Annotated in this window: 9 protein-coding genes; 3 read left to right on the top strand and 6 right to left on the bottom strand. The window is 58.3% G+C overall.

What is annotated here, in order from left to right:
- Positions 1-188 precede the first annotated feature (188 nt).
- The 3 genes from DU505_RS19120 (at position 189) to DU505_RS19105 (ending at position 4,077) form a co-directional block, all read left to right on the top strand.
- A complete protein-coding gene (locus DU505_RS19120; protein WP_114480562.1) occupies positions 189-1,244 on the top strand; it encodes a helix-hairpin-helix domain-containing protein in 1,056 nt (351 codons plus the stop codon).
- 1,112 nt (positions 1,245-2,356) lie between these two features.
- Positions 2,357-2,797, top strand: coding sequence for a LexA family protein (locus DU505_RS19110; RefSeq protein WP_114480560.1), 441 nt, complete (start codon positions 2,357-2,359; stop codon positions 2,795-2,797).
- A gap of 2 nt (positions 2,798-2,799) precedes the next feature.
- Complete coding sequence (locus tag DU505_RS19105; protein WP_181872875.1) at positions 2,800-4,077, top strand: Y-family DNA polymerase; 1,278 nt, start codon at positions 2,800-2,802, stop codon at positions 4,075-4,077.
- Positions 4,078-4,111: 34 nt separating this feature from the next.
- Here DU505_RS19105 and DU505_RS19100 read toward each other — a convergent pair whose 3' ends face one another.
- The 6 genes from DU505_RS19100 to drmA form a co-directional block, all read right to left on the bottom strand.
- Entirely contained in the window at positions 4,112-4,771 is a 660-nt protein-coding gene (locus DU505_RS19100) for an SOS response-associated peptidase (protein WP_114480558.1), read from the bottom strand.
- A 3-nt stretch (positions 4,772-4,774) separates the two neighbouring features.
- On the bottom strand, positions 4,775-5,086 hold the full coding sequence (locus DU505_RS19095; protein ID WP_114480557.1) for a hypothetical protein: 312 nt from the start codon (positions 5,084-5,086) through the stop codon (positions 4,775-4,777).
- A 329-nt stretch (positions 5,087-5,415) separates the two neighbouring features.
- Entirely contained in the window at positions 5,416-6,510 is a 1,095-nt protein-coding gene (locus DU505_RS19090; protein WP_114480556.1) for a protein kinase domain-containing protein, read from the bottom strand.
- 131 nt (positions 6,511-6,641) lie between these two features.
- Positions 6,642-7,388: a DISARM system phospholipase D-like protein DrmC gene (gene drmC, locus DU505_RS19085; RefSeq protein WP_114480555.1), complete on the bottom strand. Its 747-nt coding sequence runs from the start codon at positions 7,386-7,388 to the stop codon at positions 6,642-6,644.
- Between the two features lie 5 nt (positions 7,389-7,393).
- Positions 7,394-9,235: a DUF1998 domain-containing protein gene (gene drmB, locus DU505_RS19080; RefSeq protein WP_114480554.1), complete on the bottom strand. Its 1,842-nt coding sequence runs from the start codon at positions 9,233-9,235 to the stop codon at positions 7,394-7,396.
- A complete protein-coding gene (gene drmA, locus DU505_RS19075; RefSeq protein WP_220250894.1) occupies positions 9,232-13,260 on the bottom strand; it encodes a DISARM system helicase DrmA in 4,029 nt (1,342 codons plus the stop codon). The genes drmB and drmA overlap by 4 nt, the downstream gene beginning before the upstream one ends.
- Position 13,261 lies beyond the last annotated feature (1 nt).

The raw sequence follows: 13,261 nt of genomic DNA, 5'->3' as shown, positions 1-13,261 counted from the left end.
AGCGCAAAATCCCATAGGAACTGGCTTCCTGGCTGCCCAGCTGCTGCATACCCCCCCTATCCCGGCCCTGACTAGATCTGGCCAAGACTCTCAGATCCATCGCCAGAATATGAATGGTAAAAGCAGCACTTCTGACGGAACTCAAAAACCGTCACCATAGGCGCCTTTGTACATGGAACTCCTTTGACATGGCCATAAGGCTTTTCTTGATTGCCATACTGACGATGTTCCCCTTGATGTCCAAGGGCGACATCGTCATCTGCAGTTGGAACATCCAGAACCTGGGTTGGAACAACAACAAGCGCTTCGACAAGGTCGCCCACGTGGCCAACTACTGTGACTTTCTCGCTATCCAGGAGCTGATGAACGAAACGGCCCTGGAGCGACTGGAGCAGAAGGTCGAGGCCACCTCAGGTGAGGCCTGGTCATCGATGGCCAGTCACGCACTGGGTCGCTCCACCTACCGAGAGCACTATGCTTTCCTGTGGCGTGATAGCGCCGTGGAGTACGACAGTGGCGCGGTGGTGTTCATCGACCACCGCGATGCCTTTGCTCGCGAACCTTACTCCGCCCAGTTCCGCAGCCGGCGAACAGGCCAGGCTTTTGCCGCAGCCACCGTGCATATCACCTACGGCAGCAGCATCGGCGATCGGCTGCCCGAGATCGAGGCCTTAGCCGACTACTGGCAGTGGCTCGAGGAGGTCTATCCTGGCACCCCACGGTTGCTTCTGGGTGACTTCAACCTTCGCCCCCAGCATGCCGGCTGGGCACCGCTTCGTGAGCTTGGGGCGATCCCCGCCATCACGGAGGGAGCCACCACGCTGGGCCTGACAGATGACCACTACGCCAACCTATACGACAACATCTGGAAGATCAGCGGCACACTTAACGTGAGCGAGCGCGGTATCGTGCTATTCCCTGAGCTGTTCGGCATTGGTCACGAATGGGCAAGGGATGTGGTGTCTGATCACGCACCGGTCTTCATCACGCTGGGGAGTGCCACACTGGAGACTAATCCCTCCCACGGCCACACACCTCATCCGGCAGGCGCCATGAGCGCGTGTATCGACCTCAACACGGCTTCTAGAGAGAGTCTCGCTGACCTGCCTCATGTGGGGCCGGCACGCGCCGATGCCATTGTGGAACTGCGACCCTGGGAGGTCTTGGAAGACCTCAGCCGTATCAGTGGCTTGAATCACTCCAGGCTGAAGGAGATCCAGGGCAGTGGCCAGCTCTGTGATTAGATTCGCAGCTTGAGCGTCACCAACGGCGATGTCCACGTTCACGCTGCCCCGGCATGACGCCCATGCCGTCTTGTATGGGTTGTGGCCACGACCGGCACAGGACGAATGCACCTTGGCACAGCTGGTAGCCGTCGAAGTGCAACGAGCGCTCGAACGTGCGGCATATGATAGAGCAGCTCAACTCAAACTGGCCGAACCGCCGCGAGTTGTTGCCAGCCGTACTGCCTGCGATCTGCGCCACCGCCTCAGCAGGTCATCATCAGCAAGAGCACCCGGATGGCTCCACTTTTGATCCTCGCAAGCCCAGACACACCAACAGCAAGGCGCCATCGCCCTCATCATCCTCGACACCCTCGTCGACATCTCACATCTAAGAGGTGAACCCACCCATGATGCTAGCCTACGGCACGTTCGTCTTCGGCCTCAGCACCGCGGAATATGAGGTGCTACTCGCCGAACAACAAGTCCAGATGTAGCTTCCACCACCCAGCTCCTTCAATTGCACTGAAAAAGCCCGCTCATCCCTGAGCGGGGCTTTAGTATGATGCCTCTTTTCATCCTTGGCGGCCGGGGGCGATCCGGTCACATAGCGAAGCATCACATTCACCTTATATGCTGACCGGCCCCGGCTGGTATGGGATATCACTGACGCTGATGTGAGATATCAGCTACTCACACAGCAAATCGTCGTGCCTGGCTCATGACATCACCTCACAATCCTCCATCCGAGCAATCGATGACCACCGAAGCGGTATGCCCCACCGATCCGTGCGGTACAGCCTCTGCACGCCATTCAGCTCGGCTCTCAACAGGTTGGCATGGCCAACCAGCCGGACCTCATCCACTGCCAGTAAGTCATCCTTCATGATGGGCCGGCCATCTAAACCCACTTCGTCGCATACCTCCACCAGGTAGCAGCCCGCCTTGAACAGGTTGTACCCCTCCCGCCCGCACGCACGGGCCTAAGTAACTCACGCGCATTCCCCTGCCTCGCCTCACTTTTTTCTCTATGGGCCGCTCATCAGCTAACTTCCATTAGCGTTTGCCTGTTGTCAGAAAGCGACGATGTCGAGAATACTGTATAAAATGACAGCTACGCAAAGGAACTCACAATGACAATGGCAAATCTCATTCCGGCTCACCCGGCCCCACCTGCCCTAGCACTGCCGTATCCGCTGGCCCTGGGCCGCGCCGGGCTTTCCGGCTTCCCAAGCCCTGCCCAGGATTACGAAGGCCGCACGCTCGACCTCAACGAGCGCTTCGTGAAGCGCCCCGCCGCGACGTTCTTCCTTACGGTGACTGGCGACAGCATGGAGCCGCTGGGAATACACGAAGGCGATACCTTAGTGGTCGATCGCTCTGTTGATTCGCGTCCTGGTCACATCATCGTCGCCATGGTCGACGGCGAGATAACGGTGAAGCGCTACGAGCTGCGCGGCGAGGTGTACTGTCTCTGTTCCGGTAACCCCCGCTATGCCCCGATTCCGCTCGTCGATATGGAATGCCAGGTCTGGGGCGTCGTGCGCTCGGTCATTCACGAATTTGCCGTATGACCATGATCGGGCTGGTGGACTGCAACAGTTTCTACGTCAGCTGCGAGCGCGTGTTCCAGCCGCGGTTCCTTGGCCTGCCGGTGGGCGTAATGTCCAATAACGATGGCTGCGTCATCGCGCTCTCAAACGAGCTGAAGGCCCTCGGTATCAAGATGGGAACGCCGGCGTTCGAGATCCAACATCTGGTGCGCCAAGGGCGCATTCACCTACTCTCGTCAAACTATGAGCTCTACGGCGACATGTCCGCACGGGTGCAGGAGGTGCTCGAGGAGTACTCCGCGGGGGTCGAGCCTTACTCGATCGATGAGATGTTCGTGAGGTTCGATGGCTTCGCCAAAGACCAGCGGCTCAAGCACGCACGACAGCTCCATCGCAAGGTGCGCCAGTTCACCGGCATACCAGTCTGCGTGGGTGTCGCGCCCACCCGAACCCTCGCGAAGCTCGCGAACAGGGCGGCCAAAAAGATACCGACTTACCAGGGCGTGTGCGTACTGCATCCCGATAGCCGGGAAACCCAGGTGCTGCTGAAAAAGATCGAACTGGGTGACGTATGGGGCGTGGGACGACGATTAGTTGAGCGCTTGGCGGTAATAGGGATCAAGAGTGCCTGGGATCTCGCCCAGGCCGACCCGAAACGGATCCGCCGGCAGTTCAGCGTTACTCTCGAACGCACCACCCTGGAGCTGCGCGGTATTCCCTGCATCGAGATGAACGACTTCCATGAGCCCCGCCAGCGCATCATGACCAGCCGCAGTTTTGGTAAGCTGACCGGCGACATGAGCGAGATACGCGAGGCGATACGACAGCATGGCCAGCGCGGTGCCGAGAAGCTGCGTAGCCAAAACAGCCTGGCCCGCGCCGTGCTGGTGTTCCTCAAGACCAATCCATTCCGGCAAGACCTGCCACAGTACTCGCCCAGCCTCATTCTCGAGCTGCCCCGCCCCACCAACGACAGTCGTGCAATTCTCAGCGCAACAGGCCAAGCCCTGCAGCGAATCTACCGCAAGGGCTACCTATACCAAAAAGGCGGCGTAATGCTGCTCGACCTGATCGACGCCGGCCGCCAGCAGCTCTCATTGTTCGACACGCCCCAGAGCGACGCAGATCGGCAACGCAGCGAGAAGCTGATGGGCGTAATGGACGAGCTCAATAGAAGGATGGGGCGCAGTACTGTCACGCTTGGCCGACCTTCGCCCGGCGCCGCCTGGCATTTACGCTGCGCCAACCGCTCAGCCCGCTACACCACCCGCTGGGACGAGTTGCCGATTGTCAGAGTGTGACGCCAATCATTGATGGGGATCTCTATCGACCATCCTACGCGTCTGCCGGCTCGATCACGGAGGGGTCGTCAAAGGTAGGTCGGTTGACGCGCTGGCTCACCGCCCAGCGCCTCAACAACTTGGCATCCAGGTGCCGCACCACCTGGCGGATCGTCTCGCGATCAGTCAAGTGCGGATCAAGCCACGACTCCAGGCTATCGGCATCCAGTGCCAGCGGCATGCGCGGGTGGACCTCCTTCGCAACCCCACGCGCTGGCTCGGTCAGGATGGCGCAGCCCGGTTTTCCATCGGCACGCTCGGCCCAGATCCCCGCCAGCCATAGCGGCTCACCATCGGTGCGAGTCAGGTAGTGCGGCTGTTTCTTTCCATCAACCGGCAGCCACTCGAACCAACCATCGGCCGGCACCAGGCAGCGGTGATGGGAAAAAGCTCCACGAAAGTAGCGCGAGGTAGCCACCGACTCGGCTTTGGCGTTGATCGGCTGGGGGGCCTTCTCATCGGCCCAATGTGGTCGATAGCCCCACCATAGATTCTCGAAACGTAGCGCTGCGTTAGGATCCGGCCGGAGAACGCTGATGATCCAGGTGCCGGGGGCGACGTTGTAGCGGGGCTGCCAGTCCTCCGAGGGTGGCGACAGACGGAGCGCTTGAGCGATGGAGATTGGGTCGGAGAAGAGAGCGAAGCGGCCGCACATGGGTCAGGGTTCCCGTAGCGCATTAGCCGCCACGATCAACTGATTGATGATCTCGCTGCGATCCTCATGCATTGAATCTTCAAGGCTACTCAGGGCATCGAGTGCCTCCGGCGACAGATTGACCACGATCGGCGTGCTGCACTCCTTGAACGCCTTGCGTGCCAGCGGGGACCTCAACCAGATGCGAAGCTGCCTGATGGTGGCAGGCCCGATGTCCGGGAATCGGCTCTGCTGCAAGCCACCCTGGGTCCACGCCAGCTTGAAACTTTCCATCGAGTCGGTGCCGTTCCGACGCAGGCGATTGACCACCTCCACCGATAGCCCCTGATGCCAGACCGGCGGCTGTGCAAGCCGTGCCTAACAGCGGGACACCAGGCTCCTGGCCGTTGTGGGACTCATGCCCAGTGTTTCGCCAATCCGATCGAAGTCGTAGCCGTCTCTCCTGAGACGCCATGCCTGATACGTCTGCGCGCGACGCAAGCCTCCCATCGAACACCCTCCCGAATGCAGGTGACGTAATCAGTTTAGCAATGTGGCGGAGACTGACATCATGGCGGCTGGCACGGTGCCACGAAGACCTGACGAAGCCACGACGATGACTGGCCTGCCGAGCCGGTGGAGTCTGATTGAGCTGGGGGCTAACATCACCTAGCTGGATAATCCGGAAAGGCTTTGTTGAGCATCTCAACCCGATCAGTGTAGTAAGGCCACCCTCCCGACTCGCTTTCATCTGCAATACGATCCAAGTCATCAAGAAGAGCTACTATCGTATCGTAAGCAACTTTATCTATGAGGCTCAAACGTTCGAGCAGCCTGGCCTCAAGCTGTTCTTTTGTAAACCTATTCGAGAAATCGACTTGTAAACAGGATCTGATGATTTCATACGCATCATGTGAGACATTGTCTGATTCGCACTCAATCTTTGCTCCCCTCTTCAGCCATTTTTTCCAGGGTGTTTCTCTTCGCCATTGAGGACTCTTTCCCTCACTGGGCTCAGGCCATATCAGTATCGTTTCTTCACCCAATGGGTGTATACCTCCGGTCAGCATTTCAAAAAGAATCACCCCAACTGCAAAAACGTCTACCTTTGAAAAATCAGGAGAGCCTTCTTCTAGAGATTTCACATATTGCTCTGGAGCCATATACGGTCTACTGCCATAAGGGCGACGAAGAACCAAATAGGCATTGGCTAGCTCGAAGTCGGCGACAAATGATCTCATTTTTATTGGGTAGCCATCACCCGCATCAAAATGCTTAGAAATATAGTCCAAAAAAACATTTTCAGGCTTGAGATCTTGGTGACACAACAGCCCTTTTTTTGCACAGTAACTCAAAGCATGTACGATCTGAATAGAAATCGACAAGGCCTCAGGCTCAGAAACAGGCCCTTCACATATGAAATCTCTCAATGTAGTGTCACGCTTCCTAGACAATAAAAAGGGAACGCCTGAAATCACATCAACATCAAAAAATCTCTGTATGGATGGATGATGGCAAACCACATAAGCATTATTCACTTCATACAAAGCTTGTGAAAAAAAATTGTGCTTATCAACCAAAGACATGGATTCTTCAATTTTGATACCTTTTGCAACGACATAGTTGATATCGTTTCCCTTGAAGGTATAAATCATGGAATGAGGCGTAGACATTTCACCAATTAAATCACCATGCTTGCAAAGATTGCCTTCAACAATCAATTTCTGAATATCTTCTGGAAGCTCCCACAGCATTTTCATATACAAGCTCACATTGACTTAATGGATGAATTTATACTTAGCCAAGAATCCAAACCACTCAGCACATTCCCCCGGACGTATGTCTTTGTATAAAAAATCAGGTTATATTAAGATTGCTTTTTCCTGTTCAGTCATAATTCTTCGACCACTCCGGTACTCACCATCGATTCCAGGTAATCTGCCAGCTTCCTGGGATGCTCGCCGCCTCTCAACAATACGCCAGCCTCCATGTTTCTCTCCATGGCATAGCCGGTCAGATTGGCGCTGGTGATGAAGGCGAGGCGATCGTCAGCCACGGCAACCTTGGCATGGACACTGCCGCCAGTGAACTCTTCAGGTCTGATCTGCCAGGCGTAGAAGCGCGCTCTGGGGAGGACTCCTCTCATCAGTGAGACCGAGTCCATCGAGAGGTTCCCGCCTTTGTCTTCGGACGACTCCAGCAGAATCTTGACGTCGACCCCGCGATCGGCAGCCTCATTCAGCGCGATGACGATGCGATCGACCTTGTAAGCGACGAAACTAGTCAGGAAGAGGCGCTTTCGGGCCCCTCGAATCACCTCCAGCATGACCTGCTCAGTCTGCCGTGTGGCAGTACCCGCGGGCACTGGCCCCGTCCAAACCAGCTCGGGACTCAGCTCCTGATAATACTCGACGACACAGGATGCCCCTTCGAGCATCCCCGCAAGGCGAGGAGCTGATATGTGATGAACCGCCGCCTCTCGAAGGAGCCGCCGAAGCAGCTCCTTCGAGTGGTAGTGAGTCACACGATGCTGCAGCACGATTTCATTGATCTCGCCGAGCTCGATCAACGCATCGACGACACTGCGCAAGGCCCCCTTGGAGACAGTCGTGGCGAACTCGACCACGCATCGGTGCATCTCGTTCACCCTTCCCACCAGAAGAACGCGGCATCGCGTGTCTCCAACGTGGGGATCAGTAAGGCACGATCCAGATACCGGTTGCCGGCTTCACAGGAGGTCTCGGCGACGAACGAGCACGCATGACAGGAGGCACCGTGCAGAGACTGGTCCTTCGTGGGGTCATGCTCTGCACACAATGGATCGGATGAACACACGCCCGCCCTATCCAGCGCCTGAGTCATCAACCTCTCCAGGTTTTCCGGCTTTCCAAGCTCGACGAGCCCTCCAAGGGTGCCATCCGAGTCCGCCGCTGCGGTGTATATCAACACACCCGCTTGGTTCTGTTCGCCTTCGACATCAGCGTAAATGCGCTCGCGGATGCTCGCTGCATTGTAGCCACACTCCAGCGCCATCTCTCGGATCAGAGCATGGGCCAGAGTGTGGAGCATGGAATAACGGATTCCTGGATATCCCTCGTCGGGATCCAGTTTCCGCTTTCTTCTCCAGGCGCGATGGGCCACTCGAAGTCTGTCGTCCAGAGCCTTGACAAACTTTCGACCGTGCCAGTCCTCCAGATGGTCGAGGTTGAATTGGATGAAGACACCTTCACCGTGAACCTCGGTCGCCGGCACCCACTCAGGCGCTCGCGAGGTCAGCGGTGCGCGCTTCACCGAGTCTTCTCCCGCCCCTTCTTCCGGCGACTCGATCCGCGTGAAGCCGATCAGTGCATTGACCTCCTTGAGACGCTCCAGGAGTACCACTCGTTTTATCTCATCCCTGAACTGATTCGGGGCGGGGACGACCTTGCTCTTGAAGCTCGGGTAGTCGTTGGGTGGCTCATCGGCGGTGAGCACCTCCCATTCGGGTGTCTTGATGTCACGATCGTAGACCTGGTCGCCTCCCCCCTGATGTGCCTGGATTGCTTCCCATATCTCACCGATTTCATACGCCTCGATACCTGGCAGCTGGCCAGACCTCTTGAACCCTTTTATAAGGCCTTTCAACTCCGGCTCTGAATCAACATCTGAAAAATCATCCCATCCGTCTTGGATTAACTGGCTCAAGGGGGTCGAAGACTTGGGGGGAATCGCCAGCACGGAGAGGGTCGCGGGAAACCACCCGTTGGTGGCCCCGAGCAGAACCGTGCGAGGCTCCTGATCACACTCCTCGAAGCGCGTGAGATGCGGATGTCGACCTCGACAGCCCGGGAGGTTCTCCTTACTGGCCTTGCCGAAAGCGTGGGCCATGTTACGTGCGGCTCCACACTCGTCGCACTTCACCCACAAGTTCTCCGTCTGCAAGGAGGCCCCGTTCTCATAGAAACGCAGGCTCCCTTTGCAGTTGTCCTGACCACGGTGGACGAACCAGTGCCAAGGAAAGTCGTCCAGGTGTCCAGACTTACAGGCGATCAGGAAACGCGCTGGTACGGCGTCGGCATCGGAGGTCTTCTTGGTGCCATCTGAGCCTTTACACCCTTTGTGTACGAAACGTGCCCTCTCGATCCTGAAGCGATCCTTCAGTTCGAATAGGCCCGCTTCGACGGGAGAGAGAAGACCGCATTTCACGCATCTCAACCAGCGGGGAAAAGGCTTCACTGGGACACCGATCAGCGCTTCGGCAGAGGTGTTGTCCTTTACCTCCTCCTCGTTGATCGGTGGCATGCGCAGGGACTCGACCTGAGGACCCAGCACTCGCCTGACGTTCGCCAGGAGGCGTGCCTCTTGAATGGTTCGGCACCTGGGCTCGTCCCAATGCTCGGAGGTCATCGTGACGACGGACATGTTGGGCAGGTCGATCAAGGCACCCGGGCCATAAGACCACAGCAACTGACTGGGGCGGATCTCTCCGATTCGCGTCCTGCTCATGACTCTTCTCCCTCTTCAGCTGATGCCGCAGGCCGCGCCTGCCAGTCGGGCGCATCACGCATCCAGGCGTCGTCCATGACGATGCCCACCCCGGTCTCCACTTCACGCATCGACATCGGCACCGTCCATTTCGACCATGGATCACTACCAGGTTTCTTGAGCAAGGCGACGGAAGTGTCCGACGACTTGCTCATCTTTTGATACACAAGCGTGCGACCACCCAAGCTCGCTTCTTTGGCCCAATCATCGGCTCGTGACTTGAGCTGATCCATCGCCCACTGCCGCTTCTCCTTGGACTCGGTGACGTTCGCCGCTCGATCCACGATCCGACCGATGACGTCCTGTACTACGTCACGGTCGGGACGGTCCAATTGATCAGCGCCCTCGTTGGCGCCGAATGACTCATATTCGTTGCGAAGTAGGCTGACGAAGGTACCGGTCAGTCCACGATCCATCGCTCGTGGCGAGAACGGGGTGACCGACTGGGCCTCCACGTGCTGGTAGAAGGTTGCGTGGTAATGCTCGTAGGTCTCGTAATGCGATAGATCTCGGGGTTTCGACCAGGTGAGTACACTGGCCACCAGGCCTGGGAAGGCACGCCCCACCCGTGAAGTGGCCTGGATGTACTCGGCCGTTCCCTTGGGCTGGCCATTGACGACCATCAGCCCGATTCGATTGACGTCGACACCGACGGAAAGCATGTTCGTCGCCAGCACCACGTCGAGCGCACGCTGATCACGGTCGCCATAGTCGACGATCCATTTTTTCTCCTGGTCGTCGTAGCGGCCCTGGAAGCCGATCTCCATCTGATCGAGGTACTTGGGGATGTCTACGTTGCGTACTCGCGAGGTGAGCTCCACCACATCGATCTTACGACGCTGTGCCAACCCCGGGCGTTCGACCAGGCTCATTGCGACTCGGTAACAGCGTGTGTTGACGTCGTCCTCCGCCAAGCGCTTCATGCCACCGAGCTCGCGAAGTGAATTGAAGTAGCCAACCAGCGTCATATAAGGATCCGCGGCCTTGCCGAAGTGGTCGAACAGGGCCTGGGCCGCCGTCAGGAAGGCCGTATAGGTACGAATCAGGACCGCGGGCCGAGAGCTGCCCGGTGCACAGATGCCCAGGTAACGTCGTCCGGAGATCCCTTCTGTCGAGCGCTGGACGGAGAAATAGTTGTCCTCGACGTCCAATCCGGAAGGCGGGAAGACGGCGAGTCGCCGCATGAAGACATTGCGCACCTGATCGGCTGCCTTTCGCACCGTCGCCGTGGAGGCGACTATCTTGGGGCGGATCTTGGTGTCTCCATCGTGCCAACTGCAGAGTTCGTCAACGGCCGTCTCGTAGAGGCCGACCATCGTACCCAACGGCCCACTGATCAGGTGGAATTCGTCTTGGATGATCAGATCCGGGGGGCGGATCGCGGGTATTTTTTTCACCTTGGCAGATGGGTGCATCCCTTGTTTGCGATGACTGCTATTGCAGTCGTCCTGACCTGGCCAGAGAAGACCATGGCGTTCACACTCCTGATTGACTCTCCCAAAGAGGGTCCGGACCTCAGGCCGCCAAGCCATCTGCGCAAATTTGTCGACCGTCGCTATCATCATGCTGGGCGGACGATGGTAGATTTCTTGGTCGACCACCTCGACGGGCAGCCCAGGATGCGCGAGACGCGACGACTGGCCTTCGGAGAACTCGCAGTGACCGTAGGGATCGCTGCAATAGAGCGTCGTGCGCAATGCAGTCTTGTCGACCTTGATGTTTCTGCGGGGATCTATCTCCGAGCCACACCACGGACAGCCGGTCAGCTGCGCCGGCGATGCCAGGCTCGAGGTGTTCCGATCGTCGTTGCGCATCGCCTCGATGGCTTCGTGTGCCTTGGCCGTGGTACCCGGGCTCACTTTGTTGCCGACCCACAGGCCGATGGTGAAGGGCTCCTCACCCCAAACGGCCGACTCACTGCGGCGTATAACCTCCATGGCGCAGATCAATGCAGTGGCACGCTGGAACTGCTGCAGCGTGAGCAGGCGAAGGGTGTAGCGCATGATGACGGTGAGCCCACGGGAACCATCCAGGCCACCTTGCATACCCATCAGACGACGTATCCCCATGGCGAAGGCGGCGACACCCAAATAGGCCTCGGTCTTACCGCCCCCGGTGGGAAACCAAAGCAGGTCGGCATGCGCCTCGACGGGATGGGTCCTGTCGTGATGGTGTGGATTCGCAAGAGATGGAATCGAGAGCAGTAGGAAGGCAAGCTGGAAGGGGCGCCACGAAAAATTCTTTCTTTCTGCGCTTAGAGACTCGAGTGACGGATCGGCACCGCGCCGCTTCTCGAGTGAGTAGATGCTGCGAATACGTTGATCCGCCATCGAGTGGTTGGCGAAACGAAACGCCTGTAGCGCCTTTGGGTCATCCACCAGGGTCGACACCCCCTCGCGAAGCCGGGTGAGGATGGATCGGCAGTCGCCGAGGATGCTCTTTGCCGCCTCCTCGTGCTCGGTGATCTCGCCACCGATCCTGTTCTCCTGCTCCCCGATCCAGGCGGCATAGTCCTCGGTGAGGGTGGTCAGAGCCTCTCGCAGCTCTTCGACCTCCATCGCCGCCAGCTCCTTCATGTCCAACCAGCCACGCTCGATCATATGCCGTTGCGCCGGGCGGTCATCTGAAGACAAGCCCGGTGTCTCCGTTACGGGGATCTCGTAGTGAGGCATGACCTGAGTGCGGACCTCGGTCGCTAATGTCGGCAACGTCTCGGAAGTCGTGGCATGAATCGACACCCCGTGACCGACGGCAAACTCGAGCTTGCGCCGATAGACCAAGGCCAGGCGTTCGCGCTCCTCATCGTCGACGGAATCACTGCCGGGGCGACGATGAAAGATCGCCTTGTCGCCGGCTTGTTCCGTTGCCGTGACGCGAACCTGTGGCTGGAACACCCAGGCGGCATCCTTGTTCTGTTCTGGCTCCTCCTGCCCGTTCACCAGGAAGAGGGTGACCAAGCGCTCCCCCTTGCCATTGGTTCGAATCGTCCCTTGGAGACGAACCAGCTCGTCACTGGGGCTGGGAGCCTTGGGAGCGATGGAGCCATCCTCGAGAGGTAGACAAACGGAGCCGCCACAGGGAATCCGTTTCCATACCTTGATCTTGATATGCTCTTCTTCCCCAGTTTCCTTGTTCTTCCTGGTGCGGGTGAAGTCGTGTTCCTTCCCGGGGAGTTTCTCGTAGCGACCCCAGCTGGCGGTCACCTCGACGCTGTCGACGTCTGGTGCCACGCAAAACGTCATCCCGATGCTCGAGGGGACCAGCGACTGGTTGTCGGTGGTGTCGATCTCGTCGAGGGCATCCTCGTCGGCATCGACTCGCCCGGTGACCTTGCTGAAGTCCTGCCCCGGCTGGTGGAGCGAGGCATCCTGAGGTTCATCCGGCTGATCGTCCTCAGCCATCCCTGCCGCCGGTTCGACCGTTGTGGTATCACCATCCACAGGCTTTCGAGGGGCGAGTTTGCCGACAAGGTAACGATCCTGGACGCTCATGTCCTTGATGAGTTCTTCCGGTCCACCAGCCGGGCCGAGAAGGTCGTCGACGACCGCCAACTGCAACAGCTCACGGATGTACGCATGCGCATGGGGTTTGTGCTCAGCACGCTCGGGGTCGACGAGCGGTACTGACGCCAGTGAGAACCCCAGCCCCTTCGAGACGGCCTCTGCGAACTTGGTCCATTCGAGGCGACCGATGCTGCCTGCACAGGGCGGCAGGCCCAGGGTGGCGAGTGACGCAGGCTGCTCAATGGGCTTCACGCGGTCCAGGTAGTACGTCGTGGCATCCGCCTCCCAGCGCGCCTTGAGCACACAGCCGACACGGGTGACATGGCCGTCTCGATCGACGATGAGCAGCCAGTCGCCATCACGGACTCCCTTGAGTAGCTTTCCACTGGTTGTGACTCGCAGCGTGAATGGTGACAGCCTCGGATCGGTGACGGCACCCTGGTCGACAGCCATCCATGCGTTGGGATTTCGACCTTCCATCATC

The sequence above is a fragment of the Billgrantia montanilacus genome (assembly GCF_003336675.1).
GTDB lineage: Bacteria > Pseudomonadota > Gammaproteobacteria > Pseudomonadales > Halomonadaceae > Halomonas > Halomonas montanilacus.
This window is presented reverse-complemented; position numbering and strand designations above follow the sequence as displayed.

Bases quoted from the DNA above. Each gene is read 5' to 3' on its own strand.
- DU505_RS19120 (WP_114480562.1), top strand. From the start codon at position 189: ATGGCCATAAGGCTTTTCTTGATTGCCATACTGACGATGTTCCCCTTG.
- DU505_RS19110 (WP_114480560.1), top strand. From the start codon at position 2,357: ATGACAATGGCAAATCTCATTCCGGCTCACCCGGCCCCACCTGCCCTA.
- DU505_RS19100 (WP_114480558.1), bottom strand. From the start codon at position 4,771: ATGTGCGGCCGCTTCGCTCTCTTCTCCGACCCAATCTCCATCGCTCAA.
- drmB (WP_114480554.1), bottom strand. From the start codon at position 9,235: ATGAGCAGGACGCGAATCGGAGAGATCCGCCCCAGTCAGTTGCTGTGG.
- drmA (WP_220250894.1), bottom strand. From the start codon at position 13,260: ATGATGGAAGGTCGAAATCCCAACGCATGGATGGCTGTCGACCAGGGT.
- DU505_RS19090 (WP_114480556.1), bottom strand. From the start codon at position 6,510: ATGAAAATGCTGTGGGAGCTTCCAGAAGATATTCAGAAATTGATTGTT.
- DU505_RS19105 (WP_181872875.1), top strand. From the start codon at position 2,800: ATGATCGGGCTGGTGGACTGCAACAGTTTCTACGTCAGCTGCGAGCGC.
- drmC (WP_114480555.1), bottom strand. From the start codon at position 7,388: ATGCACCGATGCGTGGTCGAGTTCGCCACGACTGTCTCCAAGGGGGCC.